16 protein-coding genes are annotated in these 18,369 nt (G+C 68.0%); 5 read left to right on the top strand and 11 right to left on the bottom strand.

The window, feature by feature from the left end; translation table 11 throughout:
• Positions 1–268 precede the first annotated feature (268 nt).
• From crtI to MAY35_RS08215, 7 genes are all read right to left on the bottom strand, one after another.
• Complete coding sequence (gene crtI / locus MAY35_RS08245) at positions 269–1,867, bottom strand: phytoene desaturase family protein (RefSeq protein WP_238420562.1); 1,599 nt, start codon at positions 1,865–1,867, stop codon at positions 269–271.
• Positions 1,864–2,805: a squalene/phytoene synthase family protein gene (locus MAY35_RS08240; RefSeq protein WP_238420560.1), complete on the bottom strand. Its 942-nt coding sequence runs from the start codon at positions 2,803–2,805 to the stop codon at positions 1,864–1,866. Before MAY35_RS08240 ends, crtI begins: the two co-directional genes overlap by 4 nt.
• A gap of 44 nt (positions 2,806–2,849) precedes the next feature.
• On the bottom strand, positions 2,850–3,413 hold the full coding sequence (gene idi, locus MAY35_RS08235; RefSeq protein ID WP_238420559.1) for an isopentenyl-diphosphate Delta-isomerase: 564 nt from the start codon (positions 3,411–3,413) through the stop codon (positions 2,850–2,852).
• Between the two features lie 129 nt (positions 3,414–3,542).
• Positions 3,543–4,271 carry a CDP-alcohol phosphatidyltransferase family protein gene (locus tag MAY35_RS08230; RefSeq protein ID WP_238420557.1) on the bottom strand — a complete coding sequence of 243 codons (729 nt, stop codon included), beginning with the start codon at positions 4,269–4,271 and terminating at the stop codon, positions 3,543–3,545.
• Complete coding sequence (locus tag MAY35_RS08225) at positions 4,255–5,103, bottom strand: YhjD/YihY/BrkB family envelope integrity protein (protein ID WP_238420555.1); 849 nt, start codon at positions 5,101–5,103, stop codon at positions 4,255–4,257. The genes MAY35_RS08230 and MAY35_RS08225 overlap by 17 nt, the downstream gene beginning before the upstream one ends.
• Positions 5,104–5,247: 144 nt before the next feature.
• Entirely contained in the window at positions 5,248–5,868 is a 621-nt protein-coding gene (locus MAY35_RS08220) for a LysE/ArgO family amino acid transporter (RefSeq protein WP_238420553.1), read from the bottom strand.
• Between the two features lie 73 nt (positions 5,869–5,941).
• Positions 5,942–6,559 (bottom strand): TetR/AcrR family transcriptional regulator, encoded by a 618-nt coding sequence (locus MAY35_RS08215; RefSeq protein ID WP_238420551.1) that lies wholly within the window; start codon positions 6,557–6,559, stop codon positions 5,942–5,944.
• A 92-nt stretch (positions 6,560–6,651) separates the two neighbouring features.
• Here MAY35_RS08215 and MAY35_RS08210 point away from each other — a divergent pair, with 92 nt between their 5' ends.
• Both MAY35_RS08210 and MAY35_RS08205 read left to right on the top strand, forming a co-directional pair.
• On the top strand, positions 6,652–7,716 hold the full coding sequence (locus tag MAY35_RS08210; RefSeq protein WP_238420548.1) for an ABC transporter permease: 1,065 nt from the start codon (positions 6,652–6,654) through the stop codon (positions 7,714–7,716).
• A gap of 9 nt (positions 7,717–7,725) precedes the next feature.
• The gene (locus MAY35_RS08205) at positions 7,726–8,631 is read left to right on the top strand and encodes a LysR family transcriptional regulator ArgP (RefSeq protein WP_238420546.1); all 906 of its coding nucleotides are present in this window, start codon (positions 7,726–7,728) and stop codon (positions 8,629–8,631) included.
• Positions 8,632–8,697: 66 nt separating this feature from the next.
• Here MAY35_RS08205 and MAY35_RS08200 read toward each other — a convergent pair whose 3' ends face one another.
• Positions 8,698–10,026 carry an MFS transporter gene (locus MAY35_RS08200; protein WP_238420544.1) on the bottom strand — a complete coding sequence of 443 codons (1,329 nt, stop codon included), beginning with the start codon at positions 10,024–10,026 and terminating at the stop codon, positions 8,698–8,700.
• Between the two features lie 57 nt (positions 10,027–10,083).
• Positions 10,084–11,073: a Ku protein gene (locus MAY35_RS08195; protein ID WP_238420542.1), complete on the bottom strand. Its 990-nt coding sequence runs from the start codon at positions 11,071–11,073 to the stop codon at positions 10,084–10,086.
• Between the two features lie 72 nt (positions 11,074–11,145).
• Here MAY35_RS08195 and MAY35_RS08190 point away from each other — a divergent pair, with 72 nt between their 5' ends.
• The 3 genes from MAY35_RS08190 to MAY35_RS08180 all read left to right on the top strand — a co-directional run bounded on the left by MAY35_RS08190 (position 11,146) and on the right by MAY35_RS08180 (position 15,984).
• Positions 11,146–13,584 (top strand): ATP-dependent DNA ligase, encoded by a 2,439-nt coding sequence (locus tag MAY35_RS08190; protein ID WP_238420540.1) that lies wholly within the window; start codon positions 11,146–11,148, stop codon positions 13,582–13,584.
• A 106-nt stretch (positions 13,585–13,690) separates the two neighbouring features.
• Entirely contained in the window at positions 13,691–15,211 is a 1,521-nt protein-coding gene (locus MAY35_RS08185; protein ID WP_238420538.1) for a DHA2 family efflux MFS transporter permease subunit, read from the top strand.
• A gap of 8 nt (positions 15,212–15,219) precedes the next feature.
• Positions 15,220–15,984 carry a dienelactone hydrolase family protein gene (locus tag MAY35_RS08180; RefSeq protein WP_238420536.1) on the top strand — a complete coding sequence of 255 codons (765 nt, stop codon included), beginning with the start codon at positions 15,220–15,222 and terminating at the stop codon, positions 15,982–15,984.
• Here MAY35_RS08180 and MAY35_RS08175 read toward each other — a convergent pair.
• Together MAY35_RS08175 and MAY35_RS08170 are read right to left on the bottom strand one after the other, a co-directional pair.
• Entirely contained in the window at positions 15,936–16,643 is a 708-nt protein-coding gene (locus MAY35_RS08175) for a DUF998 domain-containing protein (protein ID WP_238420533.1), read from the bottom strand. The two genes, MAY35_RS08180 and MAY35_RS08175, sit on opposite strands and share 49 nt — an antisense overlap.
• Positions 16,640–18,358, bottom strand: a complete 1,719-nt coding sequence (locus MAY35_RS08170; protein WP_238420531.1) for an MDR family MFS transporter — start codon at positions 18,356–18,358, stop codon at positions 16,640–16,642. Before MAY35_RS08170 ends, MAY35_RS08175 begins: the two co-directional genes overlap by 4 nt.
• Between the last annotated feature and the right edge of the window lie 11 nt (positions 18,359–18,369).

Genomic DNA, 18,369 nt, shown 5'->3' with positions numbered 1-18,369 from the left:
TCCGACCGTCAGTACCGGTCGTGAGACGGCTGCAGGTGGCCGCCCAGCGACGCGGTCACCACCGCAACCGGTACCCGCGATGCCCGGAGATTGTGTCGTTCCTGGGGAGTGAGGTCCTGACGGATACGAATCCACCGCGCTCCGCGCCACCATGAACTGCTGTTACTCGTCTTCTGCATGTCACCCCGGCCTCTCCTGTGAGCATTGTCACGGCCCTGTACCCGGGTGATGCAGCTTTCAATCCTCGAAGTCGCCTCTGGACCCCTGCTCAAGCCTGGGTCGTCGGCATCGGCCCCACCGAGCGGTCCCCGCGGAGCTTCTTGCGGATGAGTTCGGCGCTGATCAGGCACATCGGCAGGCCGATACCCGGACGCGTGCTCGATCCCGCGTAATACAGCCCCTCGACCTTCCGCGAACGGTTCGTCGACCTGAGGAACGCGCTCTGGCGCAGTGTGTGGGCCGGGCCCAGTGCGCCGCCGCACCACGAGTTCACCGAGTCGACGAAGTCGGCCGGCCCGATCGTGCGCCGGACGACGACGCGATCGGCGAGGTCCGGGACGCCCGACCACTGGCCGATCATCGAGATCGCGCGATCGGTGACCTTCTCGATGTCGGGGTCGCCCCCGCCGTCCACACCACCGTGTCCGAGACCCGGGTCGGGCGGTACGGGGACGAGGATGAAGAGGTTCTCGTGATCGGTCGGCGCCACCGAGGCGTCGGTCGCCGACGGCTTGCACACGTAGAGCGACGCCGGATCGGGGATGCGCGTGGGTGTCTCGAAGATCGCGTCGAAATTCGTCTTCCAGTCCTCGGTGAAGAACAGCGAGTGGTGTGCCAGTTCGGGCACCTCACCGCTGACACCGAGGAGCGCGAGCACCGCCCCCGGTCCGGAAGTGGCCCGGTCCCAGTAGCGTTCGGGAAAGGTCTGCAACTCTGCCGGCAGCAACCGGGTCTCGAGGTGGTGCAGGTCGGTGGCACCGATCACGATGTCCGCGTACAGATCTCGCGTGCCACCGTCGGCTGTCTCGATACGCACCCCGCCGACCTCGGCGCGGCGCCGGGAGATTCGCCGACCGGTCCGCTCCCGCGTCAGCACCGCGGTCGCCGCGGCACCCGTGTGTACCCGCACGCCACGTTCCCGGGCGACTCGTTCCAGCGCGTCGACCAGCGTCGTGAACCCGCCGTTGGGATAACGCACGCCGTCGGCCAGATCGAGCCAGCTCATCAGGTGGTACATGGCGGGAGTGCGTTCGGGGGACGATCCGAGGAAGACGGCCGGGTACCCCAGCACCTGCTGCAGGCGTCGATCGCTGAAACGCGACGAGATGAACGACTGCAGGGACGATGACAGCAGGGTGGCGAGCGTCTTCGCGTGCCGCAGCACGGGTCCGCTGAGGAACGCGCGCGGCGAATCGAAGCTGGTGTACAGGAAGCGTTCCACCGCGAGGTCGTATGCCTGCCGCGCGGTGCGCAGGTAGTCGTCGAGGGCGGCACCGGCACCGGGTTCGATCTGCTCGAACAGCGCACGGTTGCGGGCGTAGTCACCCGCGATGTCGATCGGCGGGCCGTCGGACTCGTTGTCGCCGAAGAACACCCGGTAACCCGGGTCGAGCCGGACGAGGTCGAGCTGTTCGGCGGTCGAGGTGCCGAGCATCTCGAAGAAGTGATCGAACACCTCGGGCATCAACCACCACGACGGGCCGGTGTCGAAGTGGAACCCGTCGCGATCCCACGAACCCGCGCGACCGCCGAGTTCGTCGTTCTTCTCGACGATCTCGACGTCGTGCCCGTCGTGCGCGAGGAGGGCTGCGGTCGCGAGGCCGGCCACCCCGCCGCCGATGACGACGACGCGTTTCGGGTCGATCATGCGTATGTGTTCCGTCCGTGGATACGCGACACGTCGCGTCGTGTGGTGGCGCGGGGCATGCCACGGCGGGCCACCGCCGCGGCGGCGATCCTCGCCTTGCCCGCGTTGGGCACTCGGACCCGGCTGCGACGCGCCTGAGCCGCCGACGACTCGCGGAGGCGGGCGGTCAGTTCCGCGAAGAGATCGTGCGCGGTGCACACCGCGACCCGGCTGCCCACCGGCAGATCCGGGATGGCGGCCGCGGCGGCGGTGAGATCGAGGTCGATGTCGTCGAGCCACAGCGACCACGCGGCGTCGGCCGGGTCGTCGGGGTCGAGGCCGACGAGGTATCGACGTCCCAGACCGTCGCTGTCCTCGCCGAAATCACGCAGGAAGTTGATCTTCTGGAACGCCGCACCGAGGCGGCGGGCACCGGGCTCGAGGTGGTCGTAGCGCGCTGCGGCCTTGGCCTCGCCGTCGAGGAACGCCCGCAGACACATGAGACCGACCACCTCGGCGGAGCCGTAGATGTAGGTCGCCAGCGAGTCGAAATCGTGCTGGACCTGGGTCAGATCGCTACGCATCGAATCGAAGAACGGCCCGACCAGGTCGAGGTCGATGCCGACCCGCCGCGCCGTCTGGGCGAAGGCATGGACGACGAGGTTGCTGCTCGACCCCGTGACCAGCGCGACGCTGGTCTGCTCCTCGAGCTGGTCGAGCTCGTTGCTGCGGTCGACGAGCCCCTGCTCCGGGCGCGGTGCGTCGACGATCTCGTCGGCGACGCGGACCAGCGCGTAGATGTTCTGGACGTCACGGCGGATCCGCGGGGGAAGCAGCCGTGAGGCCAGCCCGAACGAACTCGAGTACGACTTGATGACGAGCGCTGCGCTGGCCTCGGCGACTTCGTCGTAACGACGATGGGGTGGAACCACCTCGGTATGACCGGGTATGTGCATCATCCGACCGCTCCTCGACCTCACTGATTGAACGGATTTGCCTGACGTCATGAATTCGAGGCCCGGGACATCACCGGATGGGTGCCGTGGGCCCCGGCGCGCTCGGGCAGTTGTCGGACCTGCTCGACGAACCAGGGACTGACCGCCCACGGTGTCCGCTCGACGGTCGACCACACGTCGGTCACGTCGGCCCACACATGTTCGGCGACCTCGTCCGGGTTCGGCGCCGGCGTCCCGAGCGGGCGCGCGACGAACACCGGGCAGATCTCGTTCTCGACGATCCCGCTCGCGTCGACGGCGCGATACCGGAAGTCGGGCAGGATGCAGCGGACGTCGGCCACGTCGATGCCCAGCTCACGGCGGGCGTAGCGGTGGACGGCGTCGACGACGTCCTCGCCGGGTCGCGGGTGACCGCAGAACGAATTGGTCCACACACCCGGCCAGCTACGCTTGGCCAGCGCGCGGCGCGTCATGAGGATGCGGCCGTTCTCCACGAGGTGGCACGAGAAGGCGAAGTGCAACGGTGTGTCGAATCCGTGCACGCCCTCGCGGTCGGCGGTGCCGCACGGGCGGCCGTCGGCGTCGGCGAGAACCACCGAATCGTTCGTCATCCTGGAATCCTTGCGGGTCTGAAGTGTCGAGCAGGGGTACGTCTGACAGGCATGCGACTGGCAGGCATTTGTCTGACAGGCGTGCGTCTCCCATTGTTCGTCACCGACGCGTGATCCGGATGGGACGGGTCAGCCGAGAACGCGCGTCTGGCGTCGTACCGCGACCCCGAGCTGGATGGTCCCGATCAGTGCAAGGGCCACCCCGACCGCGGCGATCGTCGTCGCGAGTGTCGACGCGACGTCGGGGTTCACGTCCGCGCCCCACCACCAGCTCGCGCTGGCCGCCGCGACGACCGCCAGGATCACCCGTGACGGCCGCTCCCACACGGTGACCGTGCCCGGCCCCTTCATGCCCACGGCCTGGGCCGTCGCGCGGGTGATCTCGAGGATCAGCGTCAGCACGGCGAGCGTCGCACCCAGCCACGGCGGCGCGCCCACCACCACGATGATGCCGACGAGCATGACATCCGAGAAACGATCGGCGACGGCGTCGTTGATGCGTCCCCACCGCGAGGCGGTTCCGGTCTGCGCGGCGATCGCGCCGTCGATGCCGTCGAGGAGAGCGGCCACCACGATGACGACCGCGGCGAGCAGCGGCCACCAGCCACCGAGGATCGTGAGGCACAGTCCGACGGCGGTGGCGATGACGCCCAGGGCGGTCACGGTGTTCGGGGTGATTCCCAATCGCACGAGTGGTCGCGCGCAGGCGTGGCTGATGAGTACCCAGTTGCGCACCCAGAAGCTCTGCCGCGGATCGATCCCGCCGTGCAGTTCCGACCAGGCGTCCAACGCACGGTCGTGAGACGACCCGGGCGCGGGTCGGTTCACGCGCGACAGTCGGTCATGGTCCGGGGGCACGATCACCTCCCCGCGCTCCGATGCCCTGCATCCCGATGGCCTGGGCCAGCGCCCATCCGACGATCACGATGACATGCGCGACGAACAGCCACAGTCCGACGGCCACCACTCCGCCGATCACCCGGAGGCCGCCGTAGGGCACCCCGACATCGATCGGGAGGGACAGGAACAGCAGAAAGCCCTGCGTGAATCCGGCGATGAACGACGAGGTCGCCAGGGCGGCCGCGGCAGCAACACCGAGCTTCGGACGCCCGGGGGTCACACGCCAGTACACCCAGGTCAATGCCACCGTCAGGGTCAGCCAGACGACGATGAACTCGACGACGACCCGGACCGCCAGGTCGACGAACCCGCCGGTGCCACCACCGTCGGGAGCCAGCGTGGTCAGTGCGCCGGCGACCGTGACCACCACGTAGGTGAGCGGCGGCAGGGCCACGAGGAGACCCAGCACCCAGGCGCGGGACCGCCACCCGGTGAACCGGTCCTCGCGAGGGTGCAGGGGCACGCACGCGCGGCGGATGCCCTCGCCGTAGAACGACGCCGGGAACAGCAGCACGAGAGCGCTGAGCAGGGACAAACCCGTGCCAACTGCGACCGCTTCGTCGAAGACACCTCGGCCACCCATCTGGGGCGGGATGAGCACGCGCAACTTCGACAGCGACTCTGCATCGGCGCCACCCGGCATCCAGGTCGTCGACCAGATGGCGAGCAGCGCCCACGGCACGACGGCGATCGCGGCGTAGTAGGTGAGGGTGGCCGCCGAGGCCGCGAGGTCGCCGCGCCCGAGGACCTCGCGGATGCCGGACAGCAGGGCGCGCACGTCGAACCTCACGGAGTTCTCGCGATTCTCGGAAGACACCGTGGGGGCCGGTCGGCGGAGGGTCACCCCTCCGGGATACCCGAAAACACCCCGGCATGGTCTGCGACCACACCGCGTGCGCCCTGAGACACCGGTCTCAGGCCGGCTCGACGCCGGTCAGATGGAGGCGATCAGGGCCACCGCCATCCCGATCATGATCACCGCCACGACCGCGTCGAGCACCTTCCAGGCGCGCGGGCTGGCGAAGAAACCGGCGAGGCGGCGCGCTCCGCCGCCGAGCGCGCCGAACCAGAGGATGCTGGCGATGCACGCGCCGAAGGCGAAGGCCCATTTGCCGTTTCCGTGCCCGTTGGCGATGGCGCCCATGGTCAGGACGGTGTCGAGATACACGTGGGGATTCAGCCAGGTCAACGCGAGCGCGGTTCCCACCGCGACCCAGCGTCCCGCCGACTCGGCCTCCTCGGCGTTGGCGGCGATCGCTTCGTCGGTCCGCAGACAGCGTCGGGCGGCCAGCACTCCGAGCGCGCCCACGTACAGTCCACCCGCCAGCTTCGCGAACGTGACCACCTGGGGGTGAGCGGCGACGAGAGCTCCGAGGCCCGCCACACCGGCGACGATCAGCACGACGTCGGAGACGGCGCAGACCGCGACGACCACGCCGGTGTGCTGTCGCGCGACCCCTTGGCGGAGGACGAAGACGTTCTGCGGTCCGATGGCGATGATCAGCCCGGCGCCGGTGAGGAGACCGGCCAGGGCGGGCACGAGATAACTGGTCACGCGGACGACGCTAGGGTTCGACGTCCGGTCAGTACAGCGAATGTTTCTGTCGAATCATCAGTAGAGCTTCAGATCACGGACGTGGTTCTCCCAATCCGACCCCACGGAGCACCGCACAGAACGCATCGATGTAGTCCTCGACCTCGATGTCGCCGACCAGTCCCTGCTGCACGACAACCCCCTGCATGACCGAGACCATGACCTGCGCGAGCACCACGGGCTCGGCGGGCAGGGTGTGTCCGGCAGCCTGCCAGTCGGTCAGAACCCGCTCGAAGACGCCACGCAACCCGCGAACGATGTCGCGCACGGTGTCGCGGAGGGCCGGATTGTTCGCGGCTTCACCCCATACCGTCAGGACCATCCGGAAGCCGTCGGTCAACGGGGCGATCTCGAGCAGGATGCGTTCCGCGAGCGCTCGTACCGCGGCCTCGGGGGACGCGGGGTGCGCCTGCGGGTCGTCGAAGCTGTGGATCCCGGCCTCGTACGCCACGAACATCGACCGCGCGACCGCGGCGATGAGCTCTTCCTTCGACGAGTAGTACGAGTAGACAGCCCCGGCACTGAGGCCGGACTCCTTGATGACGTCGGACATCGACGCCCGGTGAAAGCCTTTTTCGGCGAAGCATCGGCGCGCGGCGTCGAGGATCTGTCGGCTTCGTTCCAGCTTGCGATCGTCACTGATCTTCGGCATGCGATCAGTTTAAAACGAAGATTCGTTCTTGATTACCCGCGCCGACACGCGCATACTCCAAAACGAGGATTCGTTCTTTTTAGGAGGAGGCCATGAGCACTCGCCTGCACTCCGGCGACACGCGACACGTTCCGTCCGCAGCCGACGGCGACCACACGTCCGGCGGCAACGGCGAAGCCGAACCGCGGCGCCACGCCCCGAACTGGCGCGTCGTCGCCGCGATGGTCGTGCTGATACCCACGGTCGTCGTCGCGATCGCCGCCATGTTCGTGTCGCTGGCCGTCGGCCCGGAACCCCACCGGGTCCCACTCGGACTGATCGCTCCCCCGCCTGCCACGCAGGCGATCGAGGCGGCGCTCGCCGAGCGTGCCGGGAACGACGCCTTCGTCGTCGAACGATTCGCAGGTGCCGACGAGGCGCGTGCCGCGATCGAGCGACGGGACGTGATGGGCGCCGTGGCGATCGGCCCGGACGGCGTGACCGTCCTGACCGCGGAGGCCGGATCCCCCGCGCTCGCACAGGTGATCACCGCCGTCGGCACCGGCATCGGTTCCGCGCAACGGATGCCGGTGAGGGTGGAATCCGTCGTCTCGACACCCGAGACCGATGCGCGCGGAACCGGATTCGCGGCCGGGCTGCTTCCCCTGCTCATCGCCGGCATGGCTCTGGGCGGCGCCGCGGCCATCGCTCTGCGCGGTCGCGTCGCCATGCAGCTGACTCTCGCCGTCGCGGGCCCGCTCGTCGCCGGGTTCGGCTTCGCCGCCGTCTGGTCGTGGCTGGGGGTCATCGACGGCAGGATCGGCGCGGTCGGGATGGCCGCGGCGGTGATGATCGGCGCCATCGTCTGGTTCACCCTCGGCGCGGGGACGCTCCTCGGCACCGCGGGCGTCGGGTTGTCCGCGCTCGTCATGGTTCTGATCTCGAACCCGTTGTCGGGCCTGGCGTCGTCGCCGTACCTGCTCCCCGCTCCGTGGGGAGCCGTCGGTCAGTGGTTACCGCCAGGCGCCGGCGGGACGCTGCTGCGCAGCGCGGCGTACTTTCCCGGGGCCGGCGTCGCCGGTCCGGTCGCGGTCCTCCTCGGCTGGGTCGTCGTAGGTGCCGTGTTGCTCGCACTGGGTGTGCTGCGGATGCGGCGCCGGGAACCTGCCGTCGTCTAGCCTCGGCTCGTGGACATCAGCCAGGAGGGCCTGCGCACACTGGCCGCCGTCCTGCGCGAAGGCACCTTCGACGCGGCTGCCGGCAGTCTCCACATCACCCCGTCGGCGGTGAGTCAGCGGATCAAGGCTCTCGAAACCGCCGCCGGACGGGTGCTGCTGCGTCGGACCAAGCCGGCGACCGCCACCCCCGACGGTGAGGTACTCGTCCGCCTGGCCAAGCAGTGGGACCTGTTGCTCGCCGAGACCCGCGCCGAATTCGTCGGCGCGCCCGGCGACGACGAGCTGCCGCTCGTCGACCGTCCCCGCATCCACCTCCCGATCGCCACCAACGCCGACTCGCTCGCCACCTGGTTGCTCCCGGTTCTGGCACGGTTCCACCGCGAACACGCCGTCGCGGTGGAGGTCTTCCGCGACGACGAGACCCGCAGCAGCGCACTGCTCCGCACCGGCGACGTCCTGGCCGCGGTGACCTCGGAACCACTCGCGATCCGCGGATGCGCGCTGCAATCGCTGGGGGCGATGCGCTACCTCCCGGTCGCCACACCGGATTTCATCGCGACCTGGCTACCCGACGGACCGGACGCCGACGCGTTGGCCCGGGCCCCGATGGTCCAGTTCGACCGCAACGACCACATCCAGCGGAACATCTCCTCGGCCCTGGCGGGACGCCCCGTCGACCCACCGGCGGTGTACATCCCGGCGTCGACCGAATACCACCGCGCGGTCGAACTCGGGATCGGCTGGGGCGCGGTACCCGTCGTCCAGATCGCCGCCGCACTCGCGGCGGGCCGGGTGCGACTCCTCGCCGATCATCATGTCGACGTCCCGCTGTACTGGCAGTACTGGAAGTTGAGTTCCCCTCTGCTGCAAGCGCTCACCACGAGCGTCGTCGACGGGGCGGCCCGCGCGCTGTAGCTCAGCCGCGGTCAGTGGCGGCCTCTCCGACTCATAGCTCCAGACTGCGCGTGGCGCGGTCCGGAGCTAGGAAACGGCGGGGTCGACCAGCTTGGGGTGGTCCTCGTCGACGAGGGGATTCTCGATCTCGTCGCGCCACATGCGGGCCGCGAAGTAGAAGGCCCAGGCGATCGGAACGGGCAACAGACCCGCCAGGACGAAGGTCGCGGTCAGTCCGATCGCCGCGGACACCGGCGCGGCGATCGCCATCGACACCGGCATCAGTGCGACCGACACGAAGAAGTCCAGGCTTGCGATCCGGCCGAGCAGAGCCGGCGGTACGCGTCGCTGTAACAGCGTGCCCCACACCACCATCGGGCCATCGAACAGGATGCCCAGGGTGACACCTGCGGCGATGAACATCCACGTCGAGTCGGCGAGGCCCATCAGCACCAGCGGCACGCTGGAGAACCCCCACAGCGAGAACATGACGGTGAGGTAGCGGCGCGGCATGGGGATCGAGGCGAACACCAGCGAGGCGGCCGCCGCCCCGAGCCCGAAACCGGCCAGCACCCAGGCATGTTGGGTCGCGCCACCGTCCACGCGTTCGCGGAGCGCGAAGGGCACCAGCACCTCGATCGGACCGAGGGTCGCCAGCACCAATACACAGGCGAACAGCAGGGTGCCCCACAGCCACGGCGTGCGGGCCATGTACACGAAACCCTCCGCGAGATCGGTGACGATCCGACGGGCGCCCGTCCTCTCGACGCTCGTCGGTTCGTCGTCGGCCTCACCGAGGCGTCGCGCCGTGACCGGCGCCATCCACAGATAACAGACCCCAGAGGCGATCGCGGCGAGTGCAGCCATCAGGACCGCTGGACCGGGAGCCCAGGCACCGATGACCGCGCCCGCGATCATCGGACCCACGGCCTGGAAGACGACCGGACGGAAGAAGCCCTCGATACCGTTCGCCGCCTGCAACTCCGACGGCGCGACGATCGCGGGCAGCAGTGCCGAGTACGCCGGGTAGTACATACCCGTGGTGATGCCGCCGAGCAACGACGCCAGCACCACGTGCCACAGCTGCAGCACTCCTGTCACCGAGGCCAGACCGATGGCACCGAAAGCAACCATCTTGGCGATCTCGAGCCCGATCATGATCTGCCGCTGCGACACCCGGTCGGCGAGAACCCCGCCGGCCAGGGTGGAGAACAACATGCCCACCGCCGCGACACCGGTCGCCAGCGACACCTGACCTGGTCCTCCGCCGAGCGCGATGACCTGCCAGATGACCGCGATCGTCCACACCCCGTCGGCGTACATCGCGAGAATCAGCCCCGAGGCCAGCAACCGGTACTGCCGCCGCGCGAAGGGCAACAGGGCGCGGGGGAGCCGGGTCTCGGCGGATGGATTCATCCTTCGAGCGTGCCTGAACCGCGGTGCCGGACGCCAGCGATTTCCGCCGGCCGGGATTCAGCTGGCCTTACGCGAGGACTTCTTCGCGGGAGCCTTCTTGGCGGTGCTCTTGGTTCCCGAACCGCTCGAACCCGAACTGCTCGATGTGGACTTCTTCGCGGCCGCCTTCTTGGCCGGAGCCTTCTTCGCGGCCGTCTTCGACGCCGCCTTCTTCGCCGGAGCCTTCTTGGCGGGTGCGTCCTCGGAGTCCGAGTCCGAACCCCCGCGGTCCTTCACCGAGGCACGCAGCGCGGCGAGCAGATCCGCGACCTCGGAGTCCTCGCTGCCCTTGTCCTCCTCGTCGGACTCCGGGAAAGCCTCGCCACCTTCGGATTTCGCCTCGATGAGCTTCGACAGCTCGTTCTGGTAGGTGTCCTCGAACTCCGACGGGTCGTAGTCCGACGCCATCGACTCGATCAGTGATGACGCCATCTGCAGTTCCTGGTCGCGGATCTCCGGCTCGTCGCCGAGGAACTCGAAATCCGGTTTGCGGACCTCGTCGGGCCACAGCAGTGTCTGCAGGGTCATCACCCCGTCGACGACCCGCAACGCCGCGACGCGTGTCCGGTTGCGGAGGGTGAACGTCGCGATCGCGAGGCGATCGGTCTCCTCGAGCGCGCGCGCCAGCAGCACATAGGCCTTCGGCGACTTCGACGACGGCTCGAGGTAGTACGGCTTGTCGAAGTAGATCGGATCGACCTGCTCGGCGGGAACGAATTCGAGGATCGAGATCTCGGGGCTCTTCTGCACGGGCAGCGACGCGAGGTCTTCTTTAGTGAGGATGACGGTCTCACCGGACTCGGCCTCATACGCATTGGCGATGTCCCCGTAGTCGACCTCGGTGTCGGTGCCCTCCCGGACACGTCGGTAACGGATGCGGGTCCCGTCCGTCGAGTCGACCTGATACGACTTCCGGTCGTGACTCTCGGTCGCGGAATAGACCTTGACCGGCACGTTGACCAGACCAAAGCTGAGATCGCCCTTCCAGATCGAGCGCATGGGGGCCATTCTGCCAGTACTTCGGGTCCGATGGCGGGAAGCGGGGCAACCCAACACCCCCGCGGTGTGGACAATGGAGGAATGGCAGGCGGCGAGTCCCTGGAGGTCGACGGCCGCCGGATCTCGATCACCAATCTCTCCAAGGTGCTCTATCCGGCGGCGAAGACCCGGAAGTTCGAGGTCATCGACTATTACTCACGCATCGCCGAGGTGATGCTCCCCCACCTGCGCAACCGGCTCATCACCCGCAAGCGGTGGCCGAACGGCGTCGAGTCGACACCGTTCTTCGAGAAGAACCTCCCCGACAGCGCACCCGAGTGGATCCGCCGGCACGGCATCCAGCACAGCGAACGGGTCATCACCTACGCGATGGCCGACGACCGGGCCACCCTCGTGTGGCTCGCCCAGATGGCGGTGCTCGAGGTCCACACCCCGCAGTGGCGCCTCCCGATGGGACCGGACGGCGCACCCATGGCCAACCGCATCGTCTTCGACCTCGACCCCGGGCCGCAGGTGCCGCTGCACCGCACCGCCGAGGTGGCCTGCGAGATCCGGAACTGGCTGGGTGGTGCGGACACCTATCCGGTGACCAGCGGCGGGAAAGGCATTCACATCTATGCCCGCCTGCCCAAGCCCGTCACCTCCGACGCTGCACGCAAGGTGGCCCAGGAGGTGGCCAACGAGTTCGCCCGCCAGCACAGCGATTTCATCACCGCCAAGATGTCGAAATCGCTGCGCGACGACAAGGTGTTCATCGACTGGAGCCAGAACAACGCCGCGAAGACCACACTCGCGCCGTATTCGATGCGCGGCCGGGAAGAACCCTGGGTGGCCGCTCCGCGCACCTGGGAGGAGATGGAGGACCCGGGTCTCTCGCAGCTGCTGTACACCGAGGTCCTCGACCGTGTCGCCGACGTCGGCGACCTCCTCGACGGCCTCGACGACCCCTACGACGTCACTGCCGCCCCCGACACCGCCGGCACCGACACTCTCGAGACCGACAGTCCGGACAACCGCACCGACGGCGACCGACCGTCGCCGGCGTCGGCACCGCAGGCCGGAGAGGTCATCAACCTGCGCGAGTACCGCCGCAAACGCGACCAGTCCAAGACCCCTGAACCGTTCGGCGACGAGGCCCACCGCAAGCGCGTCGAAGCCGGCGAGTCCGATTCTTCGGACGCGGATTCCGAGACCGGCGAGCGCGCACCCATCTTCGTGATCCAGGAGCATCACGCGCGCCGGTTGCACTACGACTTCCGCCTCGAACACGACGGGGTCCTGGTGTCGTGGGCCGTTCCCAAGAACCTGCCGACCGACCCCGACCAGAACCGGCTGGCCGTCCAGACCGAGGACCATCCGATGGACTACGCCGATTTCGAAGGCGACATCCCCGCCGGCGAATACGGCGGAGGCCACGTATCCATCTGGGACAAGGGCACATTCGAGCTCGAGAAGTGGCGTGAGAAGGAGGTGGTCGTCCGTCTCCACGGCGAACGCGTCCAGGGCCGCTACGCCCTCATCCGCACGGGTGAGAAGAACTGGCTCGCCCACCTGATGAGCGACGAACCCCGCCCGATCCTGCCCGACAGCCTCACCGATCCGCGGCCCATGCTCGCGACCGACGAGGCCATCGACAATCTGAACGGTCGCGACTGGGCATTCGAGGGCAAATGGGACGGCTACCGGCTGCTGATCCGCTCGGTGGGCGGGGAATTCCGGCTGACGTCCCGGTCGGGGATCGACATGACCCGCGACTTCCCCGAACTGGCCGGTCTCGCCGATGATCTCGGTCTGATGGACGTCGTGCTCGACGGCGAGGTGGTCGCGGTCGACTCGTCGGGTCGCACCAACTTCACGCTCCTGACCTCGCGTCGACACACCGACGAGCCGTATTCACTGCGGCTCCACCTCTTCGACATCCTCTTCCTCAACGGGTCGTCGCTGCTGCGCAAGCCGTGGTCGACGCGTCGTGAACTCCTCGAAGAACTCGCGCCCGCCTTCCGCAACTCCCCCTTCGTCGAGGTCCCACCGCTTCTCCCGGCACCCGGCCGCGCGGCCGTGGAGTACAGCCGTGAGCACAACCTCGAAGGAGTGGTCGCCAAGCGCCGCGACTCGGTGTACCAGCAGGGACGCCGGTCCACCACCTGGCTGAAACACAAGAACTGGAGTGACATCGAGGTCGTCGTGGGCGGTTACCGGCCCGGCCGCGGCAACCGAGCCCACACCATCGGTTCGTTGCTGATCGGGCTGCCGGAAGAGACCGGGCTGCGCTACGTCGGGCGCGTCGGAACAGGATTCACCGACGCCCAGTTACGTGCGCTCGCAGAAGAACTCGGTCCTCTCGAGATCTCCCGGTCGCCGTTCCTGGACAAGCTCGACCGACCCGTCGCGTCCAGCGCGGTGTGGGTGTTGCCCAAGATCGTGGGCGAGGTCCGCTTCATGGACTGGACGACGGCCGGCCACCTGCGTCATCCGAGCTGGCGGGGGATCCGTCGGGACAAACTGCCCGGCGACCTCTGACATATCGCGCGGTCAGGTCCGAAGACCCCCGGGATCGCCCACCTCATCGCACAATGGGTTGACTGCGCATCCGGCGCACGTCGCCGCTTCTCCGGACGGAGTGAACATGGCAGGTTCCGTGGAGCAGCGATCGGACAAACTCGATCGCAGCGTGATCATCACCGGTCTGGTGATCGTCTCGGGAATGATCATGGTGGTCCTGGACACCACCATCGTCAACGTCGCCCTCGACTCCCTGAGCAGGGAGCTCGACTCCTCGCTGTCGACGACGCAGTGGGTGGTCACCGGATATCTCCTGGCGGTGGCGCTGGTCATCCCACTCACCGGGTGGGCCATGGACCGGTTCGGTTCCAAGTCCACGTGGATCACGGCGGTCACGCTGTTCGTCGTCGGGTCGGCGCTGTGCGCGACCGCATGGTCGATCGAGAGCCTCATCGCGTTCCGCATTCTGCAGGGCCTCGGCGGCGGCATGTTGCTGCCCGCCGGGCAGGCCATCATCACCCGCGCGGCGGGCCCCGACCGACTCGGCCGGGCGATGGTCATCCTCGGCGTGCCCATGCTTCTGGGGCCGGTACTCGGACCAGTGATCGGCGGACTGCTCGTCGAATACAGCAGCTGGCACTGGATCTTCCTCGTCAACGTGCCTGTCGGCATCGTCGCGGTGTGCCTCGCGGCGTGGAAGCTACCGCGCGGCGACACCGCACCCGACCGGGACCATCTCGACCTGCTCGGACTCGCCGTGCTGTCGGGCAGCCTGGTGTGCCTGCTCTACGGACTGTCCCGGGCGAGTTCACATGGCGGCTTCTCCGAGTGGGGCGTTCTCGGGTGGCTGATCGGCGGCGCGGCGGGACTGGCGCTGTACACGCTGCACAGTCTCCGCAAGGGCCGGGATTCGATCGTCGACGTCCGCCTGCTGAAGAATCGTGTGTTCGCGGCGGGCACCATCTCGGTGTTTCTCGTGGCCATCGGCCTGTTCGGCGGCATGCTGCTACTCCCGCTGTACTACCAGACCGTTCGCGGTGAAGGTGCCCTCGACGCCGGCCTGCTGCTCGCCCCGCAGGGGCTCGGCGCGGTCGTCGCCATGGTGATCGGCGGTCGGATCACCGATCGCATCGGTGCAGGCTACGTCGTACCCGTCGGCGTGGTGCTCGCGATGATCGGGACCTACCCCTTCACGCAGGTCGACACCGACAGCTCCTACGTGTGGCTGAGCATCGCGCTGTTCGTCCGGGGCATGGGGCTCGGATCGGTGATGATGCCGACGATCTCGGCGGCCTACAGTCAGCTGAGCAAAGACGCGGTCACCCGCGCGGCGCCGACCCTGTCGGCGATCCAACAGGTGGGTGCGTCGCTGGGAAGCGCGCTGCTGGTCACCGCGTTGACCCAGCACCTCACCCATGAGCTGACCACGAAGGACATCCCGGCGGCCGGGGGCGGCACCGACCAGCTCGGTTCCATTCCGCCCGAGGCGATGCCCGTCGTCGGACCCCTGCTCGCCGACTCCTTCGGGTATGCGTTCTGGGTCGCCTTCGGTCTGACCGCGGTCATCTTCCTGCCTGCGCTCTTCCTGCCGCGCCACCGATCCGGCGATCGGGACGCCGCCCCGGCGCCGGCGCCGGGGATGTGAGGCCCGCCATGACCGGCGAATCGATCACCATCGCCTCGGCGCACGGCGACACCGACGCCTACGTGTCACGGCCCGACGGTTCCCTGCCCACGACGGAGCTCCCGGGGGTCCTGTTCCTGACCGACATCATCGGACTGCGTCCCCGGACGCGGGCCATGGCCGACCGCATCGCCTCGTGGGGATATGTCGTCCTCGTTCCCCACCTCTTCCATCGATTCGGGTCCGCGGAGGACTGGGCACCCGACGACGATCTGCTGCTGCCCGAGGCACGAGCCTCCTTCTTCGCCTCTGCGATGCCAAGGGCGCGCACCCTCACCCCCGACGCGGTCCGTCCCGATCTCGTCGCCTATCTCGATGCGCTGCAATCTTTGCCGGGTGTCGCGCCGGGACCCGTCGGCGTCAGCGGTTACTGCATGGGCGGTCGTCTCGCGTTGAACATCGCCGCCGTGCGGCCCCACGACGTGGCCGCGGTGGGCATGTTCCACACCGGCGGACTGGTCACCGACGACCACGACAGTCCCCACCTGCACCTCGCCGACATCGATGGCTTCGTCCTCGCGATCCACGCCGACAAGGACCGGTCGCTCCCGGCCACCGCGGTCGCCCGATTCGAGCACGCGCTCACCACGAGCGGTGTGGCCCACTCGGCGACGGTCTACCCCGGCGCGCCGCACGGATACACGATGTCCGACCTCGCCGCGTACCACCACGAGGCGAGCGAACATCACTTCAGCGAGCTGGAGGCCCTGTTCCGCCGAACCCTGTCGGTGTGAGACGGCGAGGTGGCCACAGCCCACCCCCACAGCATCAGCCAGACGCTCATCCCGCCGACCTGGATGCGCTGGGCCAGTCCGAGTCTGTAGTCGCCGGACAGGTTGTCGGCGACCAGCATCCACACCGTCGCGAGCGCAACGACGATGAGCACCCCGTTCCCGATCCGCCGGAGGATCGGCCACACCGGGCTCACCGTGCCGGCACGCAGCGCGCACATGCCCGCGGCGACCATCACCGTGAAGATGGCGAACACTGCGACCGTGCTCGTCAGCGCATGAATGTGATGGAGCTGCGGCAGTATGCCGCTCGGCTCGCGCGCGCACCCGGCGTCGACACCCGGAATGCACTCGATGGGTAACAGCGCGTCGGCGACCGTCGCCGCGCCGAAAACCGCGAGCGCAAGAAGGGCGACGGTCGCCATCCGGCCGCGGAACACGTGATGCGGGACGAGCAGGAGAGCAGCAGCGACCAGTGCGCAGATCCCGGTGGTGACGTCTCCGACCACGTAGATCTCGCGGTGGGGCCGGTGGGCTGCGTCGAGCTCGCTGAGGAAGCTGCGCATCGGGTCCAGCGAATCAGCCCACGCGAACTCCATCACCCACGACGAATAGCACAGGCCCGCAACGGCGATCAGGATTCCGGCGAGCCGCCTCGTCACGAGGCCGGCGTCGGCGCCGGTTCACCGATCGGCCGGCCCTGGCGCAGCGGCAGCTCCTTCCAGGTGACCGTGCCGATGATGGCCAGCAGCGAGATGATCGACACCGCCAGAAACACCCGATCCATGGAGTCGGCGAAGCCCTCCTTGATGGGCTGCGCCAGCTCGGTGGGCAGCTTCTCGATGATCGAGGTGTCGCTCATGACACTGTCCGACGATCCCGTTGCGGCACCGGGATTCTCGGCGGCCGCGATGAGTGATTGTCCGAAGGCGCTGACCTGCGGGTCGGAACTCTGCGAAGCCTCCACGACCGCCGCCCGGTATTCGGGCTGAGCGGCCGCCGACACCATCTCGTCCTTGATGCTCGGCCCCATGAAGGAGAACAGCAGTGAGAAGAAGACCGCGACACCGAGCGTTCCGCCGATCTGGCGGAAGAAGGTGGCGGTGCCGGTCGAGAGCCCCATGTCCTTGGGCGGCAGGATGTTCTGCATCGCGAGGGTGATCGGCTGCATCAGGTTGCCGAGACCGAAGCCGAGCAGCGCCGCCATCAACATGACGAGATAGACCGGGGTCTCGGTGCCGACCAGGTGCAGCAGGAAGGTGCCGGTGGTGATCAGCACCGCGCCGATGATCGTGAAGATCTTGTAGCGACCGGTGCGGGAGATCAACTGACCCGACAGGATCGAGCCGGTCATGAGTCCGAGCACCATGGGCAGCATCTGGAGACCGGCGATCATCGGGCTCGATCCGCGGAGTACCTGGAAGTACTGCGGCAGCATCGAGATGCCGCCGAACATGACAGCACCGATGATGACCGAGATGACGATGCCCTGGCTGAAGACCACGTTCCGGAACACCCGCAACGGGATCAGTGCGTCGTCGCCCATCTTGTGCTCGATCCAGATGAACGCCGCGATACCGACGATCCCGATGCCGTAGCAGAGAATCGCCAGACCGGAACTCCAGCCCCACTCGCGGCCCTGTTCGGCGACGATGAGCATCGGCGCCACCGCGACGGCCAGCGCTGTCGCGCCCCAGTAGTCGGTGCGCCCACCGACGCCCTTCTGCTGGTCGTAGTTGAGGACCTTGTAGACGACGAACAGTGCGACGAGCCCGATCGGCACGTTCACCAGGAACACCCAGCGCCAGCCCGACACCCAGAGGATCGTCTCCTGGCCGGCGAACAGGCCACCGAGGACCGGGCCGAGCACGCTCGAGGTGCCGAACACGGCAAGGAAGTACCCCTGGTACTTGGCGCGTTCACGGGGCGGCACGATGTCGCCGATGGTGGTCAGCGCGAGGGTCATCAGACCGCCCGCACCGAGTCCCTGGAAGGCGCGGAATGCGGCCAGCTCGTACATCGACGTGGCGATCGTGCACAGCAACGAACCGACGATGAAGATCGAGATCGCGAGCAGGAAGAACGGCTTGCGCCCGTAGAGGTCGGAGAGCTTGCCGTACAGGGGCGTCACGATCGTGGCGGTGACGAGATAGGCCGTGGTCACCCACGCCTGCATGTCGTATCCCTGCAGGTCGTCGGCGATGGTCCGGATCGCGGTCGACACGATGGTCTGGTCGAGGGCGGCGAGGAACATGCCCATCATGAGCCCGGCCAGGATGGTCAGGATCTGGCGATGGGTCAGTCCGGCCCCGGCGACCTCGTCGTGTGCCGCCGTTCCAGAGACCACCGTTTCGGGGGCCGCCGAGGAGTCTGTCATTGTTGTCCTTT

Origin of the sequence: Gordonia sp. 'Campus', assembly GCF_022206305.1 — a bacterium.
Taxonomy (GTDB): Bacteria; Actinomycetota; Actinomycetes; order Mycobacteriales; family Mycobacteriaceae; genus Gordonia.
Note: the sequence above shows the minus strand (reverse complement) of the source record. Positions and strands in the feature narration are given on the sequence as shown.